19 protein-coding genes are annotated in these 18,273 nt (G+C 64.0%); 13 read left to right on the plus strand and 6 right to left on the minus strand.

Going from position 1 to position 18,273, the window contains the following annotated elements; genetic code table 11:
• Positions 1 to 92 precede the first annotated feature (92 nt).
• On the minus strand, positions 93 to 1,331 hold the full coding sequence (gene pepT, locus PQG80_RS16640; RefSeq protein WP_271752544.1) for a peptidase T: 1,239 nt from the start codon (positions 1,329 to 1,331) through the stop codon (positions 93 to 95).
• 225 nt (positions 1,332 to 1,556) lie between these two features.
• On the opposite strand from pepT, the gene PQG80_RS16645 reads away from it, so the two are divergent.
• Positions 1,557 to 3,050 (plus strand): HD domain-containing phosphohydrolase, encoded by a 1,494-nt coding sequence (locus PQG80_RS16645; RefSeq protein WP_271752546.1) that lies wholly within the window; start codon positions 1,557 to 1,559, stop codon positions 3,048 to 3,050.
• Positions 3,051 to 3,156: 106 nt separating this feature from the next.
• Here the strand turns inward: PQG80_RS16645 and PQG80_RS16650 are convergent, their stop codons facing one another.
• Positions 3,157 to 3,573 carry a VOC family protein gene (locus tag PQG80_RS16650; RefSeq protein ID WP_271752547.1) on the minus strand — a complete coding sequence of 139 codons (417 nt, stop codon included), beginning with the start codon at positions 3,571 to 3,573 and terminating at the stop codon, positions 3,157 to 3,159.
• Positions 3,574 to 3,801: 228 nt separating this feature from the next.
• Between PQG80_RS16650 and PQG80_RS16655 the strand changes: the two genes are divergently transcribed.
• The 3 genes from PQG80_RS16655 to PQG80_RS16665 are packed head-to-tail and all read left to right on the plus strand — an operon-like array spanning position 3,802 to position 5,761.
• A complete protein-coding gene (locus tag PQG80_RS16655; RefSeq protein ID WP_271752549.1) occupies positions 3,802 to 4,173 on the plus strand; it encodes a GntR family transcriptional regulator in 372 nt (123 codons plus the stop codon).
• The gene (locus tag PQG80_RS16660) at positions 4,170 to 5,066 is read left to right on the plus strand and encodes an ABC transporter ATP-binding protein (RefSeq protein ID WP_271752550.1); all 897 of its coding nucleotides are present in this window, start codon (positions 4,170 to 4,172) and stop codon (positions 5,064 to 5,066) included. The genes PQG80_RS16655 and PQG80_RS16660 overlap by 4 nt, the downstream gene beginning before the upstream one ends.
• Positions 5,063 to 5,761 (plus strand): hypothetical protein, encoded by a 699-nt coding sequence (locus PQG80_RS16665; protein ID WP_271752551.1) that lies wholly within the window; start codon positions 5,063 to 5,065, stop codon positions 5,759 to 5,761. The genes PQG80_RS16660 and PQG80_RS16665 overlap by 4 nt, the downstream gene beginning before the upstream one ends.
• A gap of 7 nt (positions 5,762 to 5,768) precedes the next feature.
• Here the strand turns inward: PQG80_RS16665 and PQG80_RS16670 are convergent, their stop codons facing one another.
• Complete coding sequence (locus tag PQG80_RS16670; RefSeq protein ID WP_271752552.1) at positions 5,769 to 6,194, minus strand: DUF1284 domain-containing protein; 426 nt, start codon at positions 6,192 to 6,194, stop codon at positions 5,769 to 5,771.
• Between the two features lie 366 nt (positions 6,195 to 6,560).
• Here PQG80_RS16670 and PQG80_RS16675 point away from each other — a divergent pair, with 366 nt between their 5' ends.
• Both PQG80_RS16675 and PQG80_RS16680 read left to right on the plus strand, forming a co-directional pair.
• Complete coding sequence (locus PQG80_RS16675) at positions 6,561 to 6,923, plus strand: ester cyclase (protein WP_432432765.1); 363 nt, start codon at positions 6,561 to 6,563, stop codon at positions 6,921 to 6,923.
• A 116-nt stretch (positions 6,924 to 7,039) separates the two neighbouring features.
• Positions 7,040 to 7,507 (plus strand): MarR family winged helix-turn-helix transcriptional regulator, encoded by a 468-nt coding sequence (locus PQG80_RS16680; RefSeq protein ID WP_271752553.1) that lies wholly within the window; start codon positions 7,040 to 7,042, stop codon positions 7,505 to 7,507.
• A gap of 77 nt (positions 7,508 to 7,584) precedes the next feature.
• On the opposite strand, the gene PQG80_RS16685 is transcribed toward PQG80_RS16680, so the two are convergent.
• Together PQG80_RS16685 and PQG80_RS16690 are read right to left on the minus strand one after the other, a co-directional pair.
• Positions 7,585 to 7,719, minus strand: a complete 135-nt coding sequence (locus tag PQG80_RS16685; protein ID WP_271752554.1) for a DUF4023 family protein — start codon at positions 7,717 to 7,719, stop codon at positions 7,585 to 7,587.
• A gap of 90 nt (positions 7,720 to 7,809) precedes the next feature.
• Entirely contained in the window at positions 7,810 to 7,971 is a 162-nt protein-coding gene (locus PQG80_RS16690) for a hypothetical protein (RefSeq protein WP_271752555.1), read from the minus strand.
• Positions 7,972 to 8,175: 204 nt separating this feature from the next.
• Between PQG80_RS16690 and PQG80_RS16695 the strand changes: the two genes are divergently transcribed.
• The 6 genes from PQG80_RS16695 (at position 8,176) to PQG80_RS16720 (ending at position 15,941) form a co-directional block, all read left to right on the plus strand.
• Complete coding sequence (locus PQG80_RS16695) at positions 8,176 to 9,540, plus strand: CynX/NimT family MFS transporter (protein ID WP_271752557.1); 1,365 nt, start codon at positions 8,176 to 8,178, stop codon at positions 9,538 to 9,540.
• 233 nt (positions 9,541 to 9,773) lie between these two features.
• The gene (locus tag PQG80_RS16700; RefSeq protein ID WP_271752558.1) at positions 9,774 to 10,205 is read left to right on the plus strand and encodes a DUF1641 domain-containing protein; all 432 of its coding nucleotides are present in this window, start codon (positions 9,774 to 9,776) and stop codon (positions 10,203 to 10,205) included.
• A gap of 36 nt (positions 10,206 to 10,241) precedes the next feature.
• A complete protein-coding gene (locus PQG80_RS16705) occupies positions 10,242 to 11,423 on the plus strand; it encodes an NAD(P)/FAD-dependent oxidoreductase (protein WP_271752559.1) in 1,182 nt (393 codons plus the stop codon).
• A gap of 505 nt (positions 11,424 to 11,928) precedes the next feature.
• Entirely contained in the window at positions 11,929 to 12,939 is a 1,011-nt protein-coding gene (locus PQG80_RS16710; RefSeq protein ID WP_271752560.1) for an ABC transporter substrate-binding protein, read from the plus strand.
• A 120-nt stretch (positions 12,940 to 13,059) separates the two neighbouring features.
• The gene (locus PQG80_RS16715; RefSeq protein WP_271752561.1) at positions 13,060 to 13,344 is read left to right on the plus strand and encodes an alpha/beta-type small acid-soluble spore protein; all 285 of its coding nucleotides are present in this window, start codon (positions 13,060 to 13,062) and stop codon (positions 13,342 to 13,344) included.
• A gap of 200 nt (positions 13,345 to 13,544) precedes the next feature.
• A complete protein-coding gene (locus PQG80_RS16720) occupies positions 13,545 to 15,941 on the plus strand; it encodes an ATP-dependent DNA helicase (protein WP_271752562.1) in 2,397 nt (798 codons plus the stop codon).
• 51 nt (positions 15,942 to 15,992) lie between these two features.
• On the opposite strand, the gene PQG80_RS16725 is transcribed toward PQG80_RS16720, so the two are convergent.
• A complete protein-coding gene (locus PQG80_RS16725; RefSeq protein ID WP_271752563.1) occupies positions 15,993 to 16,628 on the minus strand; it encodes a hypothetical protein in 636 nt (211 codons plus the stop codon).
• A gap of 281 nt (positions 16,629 to 16,909) precedes the next feature.
• On the opposite strand from PQG80_RS16725, the gene PQG80_RS28895 reads away from it, so the two are divergent.
• Positions 16,910 to 18,262 (plus strand): HNH endonuclease, encoded by a 1,353-nt coding sequence (locus tag PQG80_RS28895; protein WP_432432763.1) that lies wholly within the window; start codon positions 16,910 to 16,912, stop codon positions 18,260 to 18,262.
• Positions 18,263 to 18,273: the final 11 nt, after the last annotated feature.

Here is an 18,273-nt window from a genome sequence, read left to right on the forward strand (position 1 = left end):
AGCCTCCGCCCTCCCGGACCTCCGCCAAGCCTCCGCCTTCCCGGACCCCTGCCAAGCCTCCGCCCTCCCAGCTCCCCGCCGGGCTCCGCGCGTTATCCACGCGCTCTCTGCTCGTAGCGCTGCGCGATTTCCACGATGACCTTGACGGCCTGCGCCATATTGTCGACGGACGCGAATTCGTACTTGCCATGATAGTTCTCCCCGCCGGTGAAGATATTGGGCGTAGGCAGGCCCATATAGGACAGCTGGGAGCCGTCCGTGCCGCCGCGGATCGGCTTGATGACCGGCGCGATGCCGAGACTCTCCATCGCTTCCCGGGCGATGTCGACGATGTGCATGACGGGCTCGATTTTCTCCCGCATGTTGTAGTACCTGTCCTTGATCGTCAGCTCGATGCTGTCCTCGCCGTACGTCTGGCGGAACTCCTCCGCGATGTTCTCCAGCACGTTCTTGCGGCGTTCGAACTGGTTCCGGTCATGGTCGCGCACCAGGTAGTGCAGCGTCGTCCGCTCCACTTCGCCCTCGATCGCGTGCAGATGATAGAACCCCTCGTACCCTTCCGTGAACTCGGGCGCCTCCGCCTCCGGCAGCCGGGCGTGGAAGGCCATCGCGATCTTGGCGGAATTGACCATCTTCCCCTTGGCGCTGCCGGGATGCACGTTGGTTCCCTTCACGGTCACGACGGCTCCCGCCGCATTAAAGTTCTCGTACTCCAGCTCGCCGAGCGGCCCTCCGTCCATCGTATACGCATACTTCGCGCCGAACGCGGCCACGTCGAACCGGTGCGGGCCCCGGCCGATCTCCTCGTCGGGCGTGAAGGCGACGCGGATGCGGCCGTGCTTGATCTCCGGGTGGCGGATCAGGTAGGACATCGCGGTCACGATCTCGGCGATGCCGGCCTTGTCGTCCGCGCCGAGCAGCGTCGTGCCGTCGGTCGTGATGAGCGTGTGGCCGACATAACGGGCGAGATCGGGGAAACGCTCGGGAGAAAGAACGATTTTCAGCGCCGAGTTCAGCACGATGTCCCCGCCGGCGTAGTTATAGACGAACTGAGGCTTGACGTTCGCGCCGGTGAAGTCGGTGGCGGTGTCGACATGCGCCAGAAAGCCGATCGTCGGCACGTCCGCGTCCGTATTGGACGGCAGGGTGGCCATCAGGTAGCCGTTGGCGTCCACCGATACCTCCTCCATGCCGATGCTCCTCAGCTCTTCCTCGAGCATGCGGAGCAAGGTCCATTGCCCCGGCGTGGACGGACACGACGGGCTGTTGTCGTCCGATTGGGTATCCACTTGCACGTATTTGACGAACCGGTCGATTAATTCCTGCTTCACGGCAGGCACCTCCTCAAGTTAGCGCTCGCTGTTGCGCTAAGCGGCGTATGTCCTCATCATAACCCAAATGGCCGGCCCGGGAAAACAAAGCGCCGGCTGCCGCCGACGCGGCGGAGCCTCCCCTCTCGGCCCTTGCGCGGCGCGCCGCAAGCCGCAAGTTAGGCCTTTACGCGCGAACGGCCCTCCCTCATAGTGAGAGAGACAGATAGAGGAGGCATTCCCAGCATGGCGCAGTCGCCGTACAGATCCTTTGTGGCCCGGCTCGTAAGCAATTACATCTTCGGCTCGGTCGTCGCCGTGCTCGGCGTGGGCGGCGCCATCCTATCGGGCAGCCTCAGCGTGCCTCGGGGCGAGCTGCTCCATTTGCAGGCGATCCTGCTGCTCTCCCTCATCACGATGTTCACCGCCGAATACTTCGCCTTCCGCAGACATATGGCGCCTATCCGCGACCTGTTCCGTTCGGCGCGGCCCGCGCTTGCGCAGATCGAGGCGGCTTACCTGAGAGCGCATCGGCTGCCGTCGCTGGCCGTCGCCCGCACGCTCGGCCCGCATCTGGTGGGGCTGTCGCTGCCCGCGAGCGCTATGGCGCTGCTGGCGATCCGGCTGGGCTGGGCCGATCTGCCGTACTACTATATCGGATTGGCGGCCGCGGGCGCCGTGCTTGTCGCCTGCATGCACGCTTTAATCGAGTTTTTCCTCACGGCGCAGGCCATTCGCCCGCTGCTCGTACACCTCAGAGCGCTCGGACGCGGGATGTACGGCGCGGATATCTCCCTGCACGGGCGCGTCCTCGTCTCGATCCAGCGCAAGTTCCAGCTGAGCGCGTTTCTGATCGGGACGTTCCCCGTGATCCTGTTCAGCTTGGCGACGCAGATCCGCCTGAACGGTTGGTCGCGCGATCTCGGCTACGACTATTGGAGCTGGGCGGGTCTCATTCTCGTGACGGGCGTCGGCTTCTCCTCGCTGGGCGCCTGGCTGCTCGGACGGGACGTGCAGCAGCCGATCCGCGAGCTGTACGAGGCGATGTCGGAGGTGCAGGCGGGTAGGCTTCAGACTTCTGCGTCCGACCTGTATTCCGACGAATTCGCGCAGCTGACGGCGGGCTTCAACGGCATGGTCGACGGACTGCGGTCGCGGGAGCGGACGAACGCGCAGCTGCTGCAGAGCTACTACGCCACGCTGGCGGCGGCGCTGGACGCGCGGGACGCGTACACGGCGGGGCATTCGCAGCGGGTCGCCGAATACAGCGCGGTCATCGGCAGAGCCGCGGGCCTCTCCGCCGACGAGCTCGACGTATTGAACAAGTCGGCGCTGCTTCACGACATCGGCAAGATCGGCGTTCGCGACAGCGTGCTGCTCAAGGACGGGAAGTTGACGGAGGAGGAGTTCGAGCAGATCAAGCAGCATCCGGTGCTGGGGGAAGGCATCCTGCTGCAGGTCGAGCCCCGCGAAGCGCTGGCGCCACTGCTGCCCGGCGTGCGCTCGCACCATGAGCGTTACGACGGAGGCGGGTATCCGGACGGGCTGCGAGGCGAAGACATACCGGCGACAGGGCGCATCATCGCGGTAGCGGATGCTTTTGACGCGATGACGTCGGACCGGCCGTATCGCAGGGGGATGCCGGTTCACAAGGCGCTGGCCATCCTCGAAGAGGGGCGCGGCACGCAATGGGATGCCGCGTACGTCGAGCTGTTCGTCTCCCGCATGCGGGGGGAATAAGCGAGCGACGATGCGGAAACGAAGAACGGGAAAAAACCGTCCGGGCGCGCAGCCTGGACGGTTTTTTGGCGTCTTGCGGGTTCGCCGCAGCGACCGCTCGCCCCGGTCATCTCCCGGGCATTTTATCCGTATCCATATAGAGCACGTTCCACCGATGCCCGTCCGGATCCGCGAATCCGCACGCGTACATCCACCCTTGGCTCTCCCCGGGCTTCGCGTAGAGCTCGCCGCCGGCCGCGGCCGCCTTGGCTGCGAGCGCGTCCACTTCCTCGCGGGACTCCGCCCCGATCGACAGCAGCACCTCTGCCGCCGCGCCGGCATCCGATACCGGACTGCCCGCGAAGCCGCCGAACGTCTCCTCCGGGAACAGCATCACGACGATCTGCGGGTTGCCGACGAGCAGGCTGACGGCCGAATCGCCGCCGGGGAAGTTCGGATTAGACGAGAAGCCGATATCGCGATAGAACCGTCTCGTGCGCTCCAGGTCTTTGCTGGGCAGATTGATCCACAATTCTTTGGTCATGGTGTTCTCCTCCGTGGCTCGCGCCGATTCGCTCGAAGCTCGTCATGCTGCGGACTGCCATGCTTCGATCCTCATTGTAGCACGTCCGCGCCGTCTTGATTTCTCGTCGATTGCTCACATTCGCAAGATACTTTTTAAAAATAGGCTCTCGCCCGCTTGACGCGATATTCGGCATGTTGTATGGTTAGTTACATAAGTAATTAACCAGTTGGGTGGTGAGGTTTAACGATGAGCTTTCTGATCGACGACAGCCGTCCGATATTCGTGCAGATCGCCGAGCGCATCGAGAACGACATTATCGAAGGCGCGCTGCCGGAGGAGTCCCAAGTACCGTCGACCAATCAATTCGCGGCATTCTACCAGATCAATCCGGCGACGGCGGCCAAGGGCGTCAACCTGTTGACGGAGCAAGGCATTCTTTACAAGAAGAGAGGGATCGGCATGTTCGTGGCGGCGGGGGCGAAGGCGAGCCTGGTCGAGAAGCGCAAGGAGCAGTTCTTCGAGCAGTATGTGGTGACGATGATGCGGGAAGCGGAAAAGATCGGCATCACGCAGGACCAGCTGGCGGACATGGTTCGCAAGGGAGGGAGCAAGTCATGAGCGCGATCGTGAAGGTAACGAACCTGACCAAGACCTACGGCGGTACGGCGGCGGTCCAAGGCGTGAGCTTCGAGCTGGAGGAGAACAAGATCTACGGCCTCCTCGGACGCAACGGCGCCGGCAAGACGACCATCATGCACATGCTGACGGCGCAGCAATTCGCATCGAGCGGGGACATCGCAGTATTCGGCGAAGCGCCGTTCGAGAACGAGTCCGTACTGAGCCGCCTCTGCTTCATCAAGGAGAGTCAGAAGTATCCGCCGATGTTCACCGTGAAGGACGTGCTGGAGGTATCCGCCATGCTGCATCCGAACTGGGACGCGGCGTACGCGGCAGATCTGGCCGGGGCGTTCGGGCTGCCGATGAAGCGCAAGGTGCAGAAGCTCTCGCGCGGCATGCTGTCCGCCGTCGGCGTCGTCGTCGGTCTGGCGAGCCGGGCGCCGCTGACGATCTTCGATGAGCCGTATCTCGGGTTGGACGCGGTCGCCCGGAGTATTTTCTACGACCGGCTGCTGGAAGATTATGCGGAGCATCCGCGGACCGTCATTCTGTCGACGCACTTGATCGACGAGGTGAGCCGCCTGCTGGAGCACGTGCTGCTGATCGATCAGGGCAAGCTGCTGCTGGATCAGGACGTGGAGCGGCTGTCGGGAATGGCCTACAGCGTCGTAGGCTCGGCGGCCAAGCTCGATGCGTTCGTCGCCGGTAAAAAGGTGCTGGCGCGAGAGACGATGGGCGCGATCGCTTCGGCGACGGTCATGGGAGAGGCGGGCGCGCAGGTGCGCAGGGAAGCCGCGGAACGCGGTCTGGAATTCGCGCCGGTGTCGCTGCAGCAGCTGATCGTGCATTTAACGGGCGGCAAATTAGGGGAAAAGGAGGCGATCTCGTCATGAATATCGCCCAACGCGGAAGAATGAAGGCGGTCACGTCCACGATTCTGAAGGACAAATTCAGCTGGTTCCTGCTGCCCTGGATCATATCCGGTTCGAGCTTCGTCGTGAATCTCATCACCGCTTACTTCGCCAAGGAAGACATTACGACGGGCGGCGTCGCGTCCTTGTACATCTATATGCTCGCGGCCGGGATCATGTCGGTGTCCAGCACCCTGCCCTTCTTGCTCGGCTTCAGCGTCCGCAGGTCCGATTACTTCTGGGGCACGGGGGGCGCGATCGGCCTGGTAGGCGCCATCTGCGCGGCCGGCTTGACCTTGCTGTCGTACGTCGAGAGCGAGTGGACCGAGGGCTGGGGAATCGGACTCTACTTCTTTCACCTGCCCTTTGTCAGCGAAGGCTCCGCGCCCGTTCAGTTCCTAATCTACTTCCTGCTGATCGTCTTCTTGTTCTACCTCGGATTCTTGATCGCCTGCGTCGCCAAGCGTTTCGGCAAAAACGGGATGTTCATCCTCTCCATCGCCATCCTCGCGATCGGAACGGTCTGGAGCTACGTCATGACGCAGCAAGGCTGGTGGATCGATCTCGGCCATTGGCTGACGGACCGCACGATGCTCGAGCTCGCCGGCGGCACCGCGCCGCTCACGCTCCTGTGCATGGCGATCTCCTATGCGCTGCTGCGCCGCACCTCCGTCTGACGCCGCGTCAGGCGGGGGGCAGCTCCCGCAGCTGAGGCGTTAACCGAATATGCGCCACGCCTTCGCGGCACAGACCATACGGCTCCCATCTGCAGTCTCTGCAGAGGGAGCCGATGTCGTGCGGCTGCACGCGTACCGCCACGGCGGCCGTCACGTCCGCCCATGTCCGCCGCTCGCCGACCGCGATGCCGATCCGCCGCGCGATCTCCTCGTCCTTGCGGTACACGCTGGCGTTCTCGCAATGCGGCTCCTGGTCCGTGGGAAACGCTGCGCAGATGTCGTCCGGCCCGAGGACCAGCTCGATCTCCGTCTCCGGCTCCGCCCGCAGCCGCTCGTATACGCGCGTCATGTTCGCGCAGAAGCCGGCCGAATACCCTTTCCCTCTGTACCCTAGCAGGCAGAGCAGATGATGCCCGCGTAGCTTGATTGTCATAGATATTCCCTCCTTGCGCCATGAATTGTTAACTGTGATTATATCATCCGGTTAACGAGCGTGCATCCCCGTGAGCGTCCATAGATATAGCCATTGATTCCGCCGTTTGTTCATTTAGTCAATTAACTTTACTATATGGATGATGTGTGTTAACTTATAATTAGTCAACTTAGTTGACTATAATGCGGAGGAGGCACAAACGATGAACCCATCTCAAGCTTCAAGTCCAATCAATGAATACGAGGGTAATATCCTGCCGGGCGAACAATCGGAAGATACGGTCTCCCCGGGGCAGTCGGCGGCCGCGGACGTCGCGCTCGCCTTCATCGAACGCTTCTGGAACCAAGGGGATGCCTCGGGCGCTGGCTGGCGGACGATTACCACGACCATGCCTACGAACCGGGCAATGCCGAAGGGCTGCTCGGCATGGCGGAAAGGCTGCGGGCGGCTTTTCCCGATCAGAGATCGGCGGTCGAGAGCGTCACGGCCGAGCGCGATCGCGTCGTCGTCCGGCTTCGGATGACGGGCACCCACTTAGGCAGCTTCAGGGGCCAAGCGGCGACGGGACTGCCGATCGACGCCAAGTTATACCGGGAGTACCGCGTCGCGGACGGCCGGATCGCCGAGCATTGGGCGTTATTCGATACCGCTTCGTTGCTGCGCCAGATCGGGGCGGAGCTGAACGAGCAGCCTGCCTGCCGCGTAGACCGCACGGAGGGACGCGCTTAGGAGGGAACGAAGGGACGGCTGGCGCCGATGCGCCCCGCGGTCTTTCCGCCGGCGCGCGCCTCTTGTGATACAATGGACTGCGACAAGCAGGACGTTAAGTTCGGGAGGGAAGCGCCATGTCCGAGGGGGGCGCCTGGAGCTACGAGTTGACTTTTTTGTTCGCGACCGCCTTCCGCGCGGCGGTCGACGAGCTGCATAGGGAGCTGGCCGCGCAAGGGTTCGACGACGTGCGGCCCTCGCACGGCTACGCCTTCCAGAAGCTCTCGTTCGGAGGAGCGACCGGAATCGAGCTCGCGGAACATCTGGAGATTACCAAGCAAGCCGCCACGCAGATGATCGACTACCTCGAGGGCCGCGGCTACGTCGAGCGGCGTCCGCATCCGAGCGACGGGCGCGGCAAGCTGGTCGTGCTCACGGAGAGAGGGTGGGCCTGCATCCGGGCGACCGAAGCGCAATTCGGGGCCATGGAGCGAAGGTGGCGGGATCGGCTCGGGGAGCGCGAGGCGGAGCGGCTCACGCAGACGATGCGCGATATCGTGCGAACCTTCGGCGAAGGCGCCACGAAGTTCAGGCCGGTGTGGTGACGGAATAGAATATATAGAGCTTCGACCTTAGCCATAGGAAAACGGCGCGCCTCATGCATGCTTGAGGCGCGCCGCTTTTATTTATTCGTGCTGTGCTGCCTCGAAGACACCTTTTGTCCCTGGGTGCCTTGACCCTGATGCGCCTTGTTGCGCTTATCCTTGCGCTGGCGCTCATGGACCTGCTCGACGAATTCGTGCGTATCGCCATTCATCGCTCGCGCGCCTCCTCTCGTTCGGTTCTGGCCCGGAGCGGGCTCGCTTCGGCGCCGCTCCGGCCGGCTGGCGCTGCGCGGCATCCGCGATTATCCGCGGCGCTTGCCCTTCGTTTCCGTACTGCACGCGGCATCCGCCGCCGCTTGGAATTCTTCCTCGTTGCGCGAGCCCAGCTTGTCCCCGAACTGGTCCAGTCTGCCGGGATGGCCCGCAGGTCCGCCGTTCTCGGGCTTGTTGTTGCGTCCGGACATATCGATATCACCCTCCCAGGCATCGTTACGATTGCCTTTATAGCTTCCCGTGCGCCGCGCCTAATTATGCGGTCCTGTCCGTGCCGGACTTGACATAGTATGTTACAATTCGGGAATTGACCGGGGTAGAAGTTACCGGGGCCGATCGGCATTCGCGCAGCAGATTTGGCGCATGCTGAAGGAGATGCGCGGAGGTTAACGACCATGGGAAAATCAAAGGATCATCAAGATAAGGCGACTGTCAAAAGCGTATCGCCGCAGCTCGGGAACCGGCAGGAAGAGCAAGCGGAATTCGATCGCGACTTGGCCCTCGAGCTCGCGCAGGAGCGCGACAGGGCGGAGAAGGCGAAGCGCGGACGGCTCTTGTGGCTGGCCGTCGGCATCGTGCTGATCGCGGCGAATCTGCGGGGCGCTCTCACCACGGTGGGGCCGGTCGTCGGCCGCATCAAGGACGACCTTGGCCTGTCCGGGGCAGGCGCCGGCATGCTCACGACGCTGGGCCTGATCGCCTTCGCGGTGATCGCGCCCGTCGCCCCCAAGCTGTCCCGCCGCTTCGGCGCCGAGAACGTGCTGCTGGCCGGCATGGCCCTGATCACGGCCGGCGTCATCGTGCGGGCCGCTCCCAACTCGGCGCTGCTGTTCGTCGGCACCGCTCTCATCGGCCTGGGCATCGGCGTAGGCAACGTGCTCGTGCCCGCCCTCATCAAGCGGGACTTCGCCAGCCGCGCGGGCTCCATGACGGGCATTTACTCCGTCGCGCTGACGCTGGTCGCCGGCATCGCGTCCGGCGTGAGCATCCCGATCGCGGATACGCCCGGCTTCGGATGGAGAGGCGCGCTCGGCGTATGGGGCATCGCGTCGGCGCTGGCCATGATCGCCTGGCTGCCGCAAGTTAGCCGCGGACGGCGAGAGCGCGCGGACCGCCGGCAGCAGTCGCCGGCGATCCGCTTGTGGCGCTCGCCATTGGCTTGGCAGGTCACGTTCTACATGGGCTTCCAGTCCATTATCTTCTACGTCAACGTGACCTGGCTCCCCGAACTCCTGCAGGATCGCGGCATGAGTGCCGGCACGGCAGGATGGATGCTCTCCCTGATGCAGATCATCGGATTGCCCGCCAACTTCCTGGCGCCCGTACTGGCCGCCCGTCGTCCGAGCCAACGCGGCATCATGGCCGTCGTCATCGCGATGCTGCTGGTCGGCTATGCGGGCTTGTTCTTCGACACCGCGGCCGGGCCTCTGACCGCGCTGTGGGTCATCCTGATCGGGATCGGGGCCGGCGCGAGCTTCAGCCTATGCCTCGTTTTATTCGCGCTGCGCACCCGCACGGCGGCGGAGGCGACCGAGCTGTCCGGCATGGCTCAGTCCGTTGGTTATCTCGTAGCCGCGGTCGGCCCTGCGTTTATCGGCTTCGTGCATGACCGCACGGGCGGGTGGCAGGCGCCGCTCGGCGTAATGCTAGGAGTGGTGGCGCTGACGCTCGTATTCGGGCTCGGCTCGAGCCGAGCCGCCTATGTGTCGTCATCGTCCGCGCCCGTATCCGCCGATCCGACAAACGCCGACACAAAATAGACACATATTAGCTTTTTAATTTTTTTACATCTGGGACGCAAACGGGTGTAAAATATGGGCAAGGGTTCATTTCGACCTTCCGGTTCGAATACGAAGAAGCCAAAAGGAATAGCGGCACGCCTTTTTATGTGAAAAATGGTACAAACGTCGCCCGCCTCCCGTGCCCCTTCGTCCTTCGAGACGGAGATTCGCAAGAGACCGCATGACCTTACTGTAAAGGAGGACTTTGTCTCATGACTACCACACCGCAAACGCAAGGCGCCGAGCAAGCCGTCGACGCGCAAAAGGCTCAAGATGTGCTGGATCAACTGATGAAGCCGGAAGTTCAACAATCGCTCACCACGCTGGTGGACAACCTTCCCAAGCTGACCGAGATGGTGACGACGCTGACCGCGGCGTACGACTTCGCGTCCGGCCTCGCCAAGGACCAAGTTTTCATCAACGACACGAAGGCCGGCCTCGTCGAGTTCTTCACGCCCGTCGTCGACAAGGCCAAGGGTCTCGCATCCGCGGCGATCGAAGCTGGCGATCGCGCAGAAGCCGACACGCAAGCCGTCGGTCTTTTCGGCCTGCTCAAGATGCTGAAGGATCCGCAAGTGCAGAAGACGCTGCGCTACACCCAAGCATTCCTGAACGTACTGGCGGAGCGCCAGCAGCAACGCTAATCCCCAAACCACTGACTCTTGAACGGAGGATGGACCATGGCTAAACAAATCTTGATCCTGGGCGGCGGTTACGGCGGATTGCTGAGCGCGCTGACGGCTCGTCAGCACCTGAGCGTCCACGAAGCGGCGATTACGGTCATCAACCGTTATCCGACCCACCAGATCATCACCGAGCTGCACCGTCTGGCTGCAGGCACGATCAGCGAACCGGCTGTCGCGCTCCCGCTCGCCAAGCTGCTGAAGAACCAAGGCATCAACCTGATCATCGATACCGTCAAGGAGATCAAGCCTGACGACAAGAAGGTCACGACGGCTGGCGGCGGTACGTACACGTACGACAACCTCGTCATCGCCCTCGGCTCCGAGACGGCTTACTTTGGCATCCCGGGGCTGCAGGAGAACAGCTTCGTGCTGAAGTCCGTCAACGACGCCAACAAGATCCGCGAGCACGTTCATGCGCGTCTTGACGCATACAAGGCGTCCAAGGATCCGGCCGACGCGACGATCGTCGTCGGCGGCGGCGGCCTGACGGGCATCGAGCTCGTCGGCGAATTCGCCGACAAGCTGCCTGAAGTCGCACGCGCCAAGGGCATCGACCCGGCCGACATCAAGCTGTACGTCGTCGAAGCCGGACCGGCGATCCTGCCGATCTTCCCGCCGGAGCTCATCGCCCGCGCCCAAGCGAGCCTCGAGAAGCGCGGCGTCGAGTTCATCATCAGCGTAGCCATCACCGAGGCGACCAAGGATACCGTCTCCCTGAAGGACGGACGCACGCTGAAGTCCAACACCATCATCTGGACCGGCGGCGTACAAGGTCACGAGATCGTCGCGAACTGCGGCATCGAGGTTAACCGCGGACGCGCATCGGTTACCGATACGCTTCAATCGACATCGCACCCTGAGGTTTACCTCGCGGGCGACTGCGCGGTCGTCATTCCGGGCGAAGGCGCGCGTCCATATCCGCCTACGGCACAGCTGGCTTGGCAGATGGGCGAGCTCATCGGCCACAACCTGGCAGCCGTGATCAAGGGCGGCGTGCAGGACACGTTCCAGCCGGTATTCTCCGGTACGCTGGGCAGCCTCGGCCGCAAGGACGCGGTCGGCACCGTCGGCGCGAGCGGCACCCGCTTCAAGGGCTTCCCTGCGACGCTGATGAAGGAAATGAGCAACATCCGCTATCTGACGCACATCAAGGGTCTGTTCGCGGTATTAGAATAGGACTATTCTGCACGCTCCGCCCCGGCTTCGGCCGGGGCGGTTTTTTTGTCCGCATGAAGGAGAGGGCATCGGCCAGAATAAGGACGTGGCACATCGTTATTGGCCATGGCTGCACTTGCGCTGAAGATATAAGGATGCGACACATCCTTATTATCTCTACACTTCCCGTCCGCGACAGAATAACGATATCGCACATCGTTATTTTCTCTTTGCGGGCTGTCGGCGACAAGATAACGATATCGCACATCGTTATTTGCCTGCTGAGGCCTTCCGCCGCCGAATAACGATACCGCACATCGTTATTGGCCCTCTGCGTCTTGCGCGTGTCTACATAACATGTCCTCATATAAATTCATATCGTATCCAATGCTCGCGCAAGTTCTTGCCAAATCGCCGTATATTCGGTAAGATAGTCCGAGTGATATTGAGAATCGTTATCGTCTAATCGATTTCGTTTTAACGGTACGCTTGCACCATACAAACCCTCCAAGGAGAGAATACGTACATGTCTAAGTTCCGCAAATCCGGCTTGCTCCTCACATTCATCCTGCTGCTCGTCAGCGTCGTCACCGCCTGCGGCAGCAAAAACAATAACAACGCCTCCTCCGGCGCCTCCCCGTCCGCGAGCGCCTCGGCGTCAGCCAGCGCCAGCCCCTCGGCCTCGCCGTCCGCATCCGCATCGTCCGAAGCGGGCGCGACGACGAAGAAGGTCACCGACGGCATGGGCCGCGAAGTCGAGGTGCCCGCGAAGGCGGAGCGCGTCGTCGCGCTCAACAACTTCGGCGATTTGCTGGCGCTTGGCGTTAAGCCGGTCGGCACGATTAATTACTACCTGGATAAGTACAAGGACGAGCCCGAAGCCGTCGCCGGCATCGAGAGCGTAGGCGATCAGGAAGCCGACAACGAGAAGGTCGTGGCTGCGACGCCCGACCTGATCATCGTGAGCAACTACTTCAAGCCCGAAGTGGTGGATGCGCTGCAGAAGATCGCGCCTACCTATGCGACGACGTTCGGCAAGACGCCGTACGAGCAGCTCGACGATCTGGCCGCGCTGCTGAACGTCGAGGACCGGAAGCAGGCGTTCCTCGACGGCTACAAGGCCAAGGCGACTGACGCCAAGGAGAAGCTCAAGGGCAAGATCGCCGAGGGCGAGAAGGTCGGCATCCTCCAATTCTGGAGCAAAAAGATTTACGAGCATCCGACCAAGGTGTTCACGCCGCTGTACGAAGATCTGGGCTTCCTGCCGACCGAGCACGTGAAGACGTTGACCGCGACGACCGAGGTTACCCAAGAGAAGGTGCCGGAGAACGTAGCCGACGCGGACCGACTGTTCATCATGGTGGACGGACAACCGGACATCGACACCTACAACGCGCTCAAGGAAACGGCTTGGAAAAACATCCCGGCCGTTCAGAAAAACCAGGTGTACCTGGTAGACAGCGGGCACTGGAACGACTTCAGCGCCGCCGCGATTCAGTGGCAGCTGCAGGACGTAGTCGAACTGCTTAGCAAGTAATATTCCGCATACGCGATATAGTGGTCTGGCAGCATCTGCTGCCGGGCCCTTTTCTTTTTTAGAATAGCAAACCGCCAGCAGCGCAAGCTAGCTTCATCAAACGGAAGGGTGGTGCCGCGAATGTCCAGAAGAAGATCGAGACGGCTCGCCGTCCCGGGCGCGGAGCAGGGCGTCAACGCGTTTAAAGCCGAGGTCATGCGCAAGGAGGGCTATGCGGTCGATCCCGCGCACCCGGACGACGTGAAGTACGAGGTGGCCAAGTCGCTCGGCGTGCCGCTGACGCCCGGTGACAACGGTCACCTGACGACGGAGGAAGCGGGACATGTCGGCGGCAGAATCGGCGGCTCGATGGTGCGCGAGATGATACGGATGGCGCAGGAGAGAATATCCCAGAGAGAGCAGTAATCGCCTCGCATCCGGCGAGTTATGGCATACTGCGAGACGATCGCGGCATCGTTCCATCCTGCAATCCCGGCGACCTAACCCGCGCACCGCGCGCAGGGCGGGTCGTTTTTGGCGTTATTTCCCCCGCGGGTTCGCGCGTGATACAATGAGAGAACAAATGTTCCGGCGTCGGGACGCAGGCTAGATGGGGGACGGACGGTATGCGGGGTACGGTCACGATCGCGGTCAGGCCGCTGGTCGAATACGCGCTGCGGAGCGGCGATCTGGAGAGCGGGTTCCGTCAGACGTCGGCGCTGGCCGAGGGCGTCAAGGCGCATCAGCAGGTGCAGGAATCGTACGGAGAGCTGGACCGGCGGGAGGTGCACCTGCGGACCGAGATCGCGCGCGGGGACTTGCTGTTCGTCGTCGAGGGACGATGCGACGGTCTCCTGACGGGCGGGGACGGCTGGGTGACGATCGACGAGATCAAGTCCACGGGCGGAGAGCTGCCCGCGTCCGAGGCGGAGACGCCGGAGGTTCACTGGGCGCAGGCGTACTGCTATGCCTACATGCACGCGAAGGCCGAGGGCATCGATCGTATCCGGGTGAGAATGACTTACGTGGAGACGCGGGGGGACGGAGGCGTCCGGAGGTCCTTCGAGCGGACGGCCGACTACGAGGAGCTGGAGCGGCGCGTCTTGGACTACGTCGAGCGCTACGCGCCGTTCGCGGAGCTTCAACTGCGGCATCGCGCATCGCGGGACGAGAGCATCGCGGGCCTGGCCTTTCCGTACCCGGCCTACCGCGCCGGTCAACGCAAGCTGGCTGGCGCGGTGTACCGGAGCATCGAGGCGGGCCATCAGTTGTTCGCGCGCGCGCCGACCGGCATCGGCAAGACGATATCGACGCTCTATCCGGCCGTGAAGTCGATCGGCGAAGGACGACTCGCACGGCTGTTCTATCTCACGGCGCGCACGACGACGCGGGCGTCCGCCGAGGACGCGCTGCGCCGCATGCAGGACGGCGGGCTGCGGCTGCACGCGGTGACGATCACCGCCAAGGACAAGCTGTGCGCGGCGGCGTCCGCGCAGACCGGGGGGCCAGGCTGCGCCGGAGGCGTTTGCATGTACGCGGAGGGGTATTACGACCGCATCAACGGCGCCGTGCTGGACCTGCTGTCCAACGAGACGCTGATGCGCAAGGACGAACTGCTGCGCTATGCGGGAAAGCACCGGGTGTGCCCGTTCGAGATGTCGCTGGAGGCGGCCTATATCGCGGATGTCGTCATCTGCGACTACAACTACATATTCGATCCGCGCATCTCGCTGAAGCGCGTCGCGTCCGAGTGGAAGGCCGCCTGCGCGCTGCTCGTCGACGAGGCGCACAATCTGCCCGACCGCGCCCGGGAGATGTATTCGGCGGAGCTCTTCAAACGGGACTTCCTGAATCTCGTCCGCGCCTTCAAGGGCAAGGACGCAGCGGTGCATGCTGCGGCCAAGGCCGTCGACGCGGCGCTGCTCGCCGTTCGCAAGCGGGAGGACGGGCAGGGCGCGTATACGCTGCCCGAGGGGGTGCCCGAGGCGCTGAGCGATGCGGTCGAGACGTTCGCGGAGGCGGCGGAAGGCGCGCTGGTTAAGGGGGAGCGCAGCGGCGACGGGGACTTTGGACGCGTCGGCCAAGACGCAGAAGACGGTGCCGATACCGATACGCCCGCGAATCCGCGCGATATGCTGCTCGAAGCCTACTTTGCGGCGCTCGCCTGGATGCGGATCGTCAAGCTCTACGACCCCGAACGTCATGTCGTCTATGCCGAGCGGCAGCGCGCCGACCTGCGGATCAAGGTGTTCTGCATGGATCCGTCCCGCCTGCTGCGCCAGATGCGCAAGGGTTACCGTTCGCAGATCTGCTTTTCCGCGACGCTGTTCCCCTTGGGCTATTATATGGATCTGCTCGGCGCGGAGGAGACGGATTATTCGGTATCGGTGCCGTCGCCCTTCCGGGCGGAGCAGTGGGACACGGAGATCGTACCCTTGTCCACGCGCTATGCGGACCGCGAGACGAGCCGCGAGCGGATCGCGGCCCGGATGCTGGCGCTGGCCCGCGGCCGCCCCGGACGCTATCTATTCTTTTTCCCGTCCTACGCCTATATGAACGCCGTGTACGAGACTTTTCTGGCGCAGGGAGGAGACGCCCTGCGCACGATGCTGCAGCGTCCGGAGATGACCGAGGACGAGCGGGGCCGCTATCTAGCCGCGTTCGAAGCGGACGACCGGGAGGCGCTGATCGGCTTCGCGGTGCTGGGCGGCGTCTTCTCGGAGGGGATCGACCTGGCCGGCGACCGGCTGCAGGGCGTCGCGATCGTCGGCGTGGGCATGCCGCAGCCGAGCTACGAGCGGGATCTCATGCGGGCGCATTACGAAGCCGCCGGTCTGCCGGGGTTCGACTACGCGTACGTGTATCCGGGCATGAACAAGGTGCTCCAGGCCGGGGGGCGGCTCATCCGGACCGAGACCGACAGCGGCGTGCTCGTGCTCTTCGACGACCGCTACAGACGCGCGCCATACCGGCGGCTCCTGCCCGAGGAATGGGGTGCGGACGGCGGAGGACCGGCCAGGTAGGCGGCAAAAATCCGCAGCGGAGCTCTACGCCCGGGCTGCGGATCAGGTTTTTCAGAGATTGATATGACCGGCCTTCATCGGGCCTTCTTCGCCCGCGTGATAGACGTCGAGTCCGCCATCCGGGCTCTCGAGCACCGCGTACGGACAGCAATCGTACAGGATCAGTCCGCGCAGCGTGCCTTTGACCGCATAGGATTCGTGGTAACCCTTCTTCAGATCGTCGAAGTCGTTGGCCGTATAGACGTGCACGGTATCCCCGACTTGCTCGGCATAGTTGTGGTTCGTCCGATTGGCGGCCTTCTTCATGGGCTTGAAGGAGATATGGCCGCTCATATACTCTTCGGTCGTATTCTTCTCCTTGCCCTTGGCGAACTCGGGCCACAGATCGGTGAACACCGTCAGTCCGGCCTTGTCGTTGTAGACGAGGATCAAGGGAACCGTCGCGGGGCCGTAGGGCAGCGTGAACAGGTCGATCAGCTTGCCGTCGTGATATTTGCCGTTCGTCTGGAACAGCTGCTTCTCGCCGTCGTGCACGAATACGCGATTGCCGACCTGCAGGGCCGCGAAGCCCTTCTCGCTGTCGGCTTTGATGGCCGCTTCCGCCGCTTGGGCCGCGCCGGGCGCGACGATCGCTACGGCCAAGGCGGCCGCCAAGGACAGGCGCAGCGCGTTTTTCTTCAACATCATGGGGGAATCTCTCCTCTTCGTTCGTCTCGAACGCCGTCAGGGCGGGTTCGACTATGGCATATTATGGCATGGCGATAACGTAATTGGTAAGTTACCGGGGTCATGCGAAATGTAATGCGGATGAATGACGCATGTCGTAGGGGACGAGGCGCGGGGGAAGCGCCCGAGGTCATGGGCGGAAGAGGCTGCCGCGCGCAGGGGCCAGTCACGGGCCGAGCCAAACGATGGCAAATCAAGTATAATAGTCGTAACACTACTAACGAGATACGGAGCTGACAGCGTTGAGCAAGCCGACGACATCGACACCGGACGGCCAAGCGGCATCCGCGGACCTGAAGCAGTGCGTGAGCTGCTTCGAGCTAAAACCGCTATCGGAGTTCCGCCGCAGGTCGGGACGCAGGGCGGGAGCGAACGCGCGCAGGGGCATCTGCCGGCAGTGCAGGGCGGCGCTGCTGCCTGCCGAATCCGGCGGCGCGGATCGCGACGACACGCCTGCCGTCGCCGCGCAGCCTGCCGATGCGGGCCTGCCCGCCGGCGGCTTCGCCGATGGCCCGGCGCCCGGCGGCAAGCGCGGCCGGCGCAGGCGGGGCTTGCCCGCGGCTGCGCCCGAGGCGGCGCTGGACGAGGCCGCGGCGCTGACGGCCGCGCCCGAGGAGGCGCCGCGCCCGGCGCGCAAGCGCCGCCGCAGGCGGGGCGGGCAGCCGGCCCCGGAGGCGACGCAGCCGGAGCCCGCGGCAGCGCTCGCTGCGCCTGAGGCGCCGGCTGCGCCGCTGGCGGAGGCCGGCGCGCCCAAGCGCAAGCGCCGCGGCCGGCGCAGTCGCGGGGCCGCTGCAGGCGCAGCCGCGGTGTCCGCGGCGGTCGCCGCGCCGCCGGCGCAGCAACAGCCGGCCGCGGCCGAGCCGCCGCAGGCGGAGGCGCCCGCAGCTCCGCTCGCGTCGCCCGGCGCGCCCAAGCGCAAGCGCCGCGGCCGGCGCAAGCGGCGTGGCGCAGCCGCAGGTGCGGCCGCCGCGCCGCAGGCGCGCGAAGCCGCGGCGCTGCCGGCGGCGCCTGCGCCGAGCGCGCGGCAGGCTGCGCCTCAGCCATTGCCGGCCGCCGCCGCCGTCGTCGCCGCAAGGCCGCCGCAACCGGCCCCGCGTCCGGCCGCCATGGCCGGCGAGCCGGCCGCGCGCCCGCAGGCCCGCGGCTCGGCCCGGGCCCGGCAGGCAGCGCCGGGCGGCGCCGCGCGCGGCATCGACCCGCACGACGCGTCGCTGCTGCAGGCGACGCGCGAGGGGTACGTCCGCATGCGCGGGCGTACCGACAAGGGACGCGGCTGGTACCAGGAGATCGACCTGGAGATGGCCGTTACCCTGGTCCGGGAGCGCGCCGCCGTCGTCGTCAACCGCCATACGATCCGCAGGCTGCTCAGCAACCGCGATTTCCGGATGATGATCCTGAATCGGGACAAGTACACCTGCTACTTCTGCGGCGAATACGGCGACACCATCGACCATCTGCTCCCGCGCTCCAAGGGCGGCCACACGACGCCCGACAACTGCGTATGCGCCTGCAACCTGTGCAACCAGACCAAGGCCAACCGCGATCTGGACGAGTTCGTCGCCGCGGGCATCCCGGTCAAGCCGTTGGAGGAGTAGCGGAGGGGCGC

Source organism: Cohnella rhizoplanae (genome assembly GCF_948329515.1).
GTDB classification, from domain to species: domain Bacteria; phylum Bacillota; class Bacilli; order Paenibacillales; family Paenibacillaceae; genus Cohnella; species Cohnella rhizoplanae.

What these genes read in the sequence shown, in the direction of transcription:
- PQG80_RS16645 (WP_271752546.1), top strand. Translation starts at nt 1,557, where the DNA reads ATGGCGCAGTCGCCGTACAGATCCTTTGTGGCCCGGCTCGTAAGCAAT.
- PQG80_RS16650 (WP_271752547.1), bottom strand. Translation starts at nt 3,573, where the DNA reads ATGACCAAAGAATTGTGGATCAATCTGCCCAGCAAAGACCTGGAGCGC.
- PQG80_RS16655 (WP_271752549.1), top strand. Translation starts at nt 3,802, where the DNA reads ATGAGCTTTCTGATCGACGACAGCCGTCCGATATTCGTGCAGATCGCC.
- PQG80_RS16660 (WP_271752550.1), top strand. Translation starts at nt 4,170, where the DNA reads ATGAGCGCGATCGTGAAGGTAACGAACCTGACCAAGACCTACGGCGGT.
- PQG80_RS16665 (WP_271752551.1), top strand. Translation starts at nt 5,063, where the DNA reads ATGAATATCGCCCAACGCGGAAGAATGAAGGCGGTCACGTCCACGATT.
- PQG80_RS16670 (WP_271752552.1), bottom strand. Translation starts at nt 6,194, where the DNA reads ATGACAATCAAGCTACGCGGGCATCATCTGCTCTGCCTGCTAGGGTAC.
- PQG80_RS16680 (WP_271752553.1), top strand. Translation starts at nt 7,040, where the DNA reads ATGTCCGAGGGGGGCGCCTGGAGCTACGAGTTGACTTTTTTGTTCGCG.
- PQG80_RS16685 (WP_271752554.1), bottom strand. Translation starts at nt 7,719, where the DNA reads ATGAATGGCGATACGCACGAATTCGTCGAGCAGGTCCATGAGCGCCAG.
- PQG80_RS16690 (WP_271752555.1), bottom strand. Translation starts at nt 7,971, where the DNA reads ATGTCCGGACGCAACAACAAGCCCGAGAACGGCGGACCTGCGGGCCAT.
- PQG80_RS16695 (WP_271752557.1), top strand. Translation starts at nt 8,176, where the DNA reads ATGGGAAAATCAAAGGATCATCAAGATAAGGCGACTGTCAAAAGCGTA.
- PQG80_RS16700 (WP_271752558.1), top strand. Translation starts at nt 9,774, where the DNA reads ATGACTACCACACCGCAAACGCAAGGCGCCGAGCAAGCCGTCGACGCG.
- PQG80_RS16705 (WP_271752559.1), top strand. Translation starts at nt 10,242, where the DNA reads ATGGCTAAACAAATCTTGATCCTGGGCGGCGGTTACGGCGGATTGCTG.
- PQG80_RS16710 (WP_271752560.1), top strand. Translation starts at nt 11,929, where the DNA reads ATGTCTAAGTTCCGCAAATCCGGCTTGCTCCTCACATTCATCCTGCTG.
- PQG80_RS16715 (WP_271752561.1), top strand. Translation starts at nt 13,060, where the DNA reads ATGTCCAGAAGAAGATCGAGACGGCTCGCCGTCCCGGGCGCGGAGCAG.
- PQG80_RS16720 (WP_271752562.1), top strand. Translation starts at nt 13,545, where the DNA reads ATGCGGGGTACGGTCACGATCGCGGTCAGGCCGCTGGTCGAATACGCG.
- PQG80_RS16725 (WP_271752563.1), bottom strand. Translation starts at nt 16,628, where the DNA reads ATGATGTTGAAGAAAAACGCGCTGCGCCTGTCCTTGGCGGCCGCCTTG.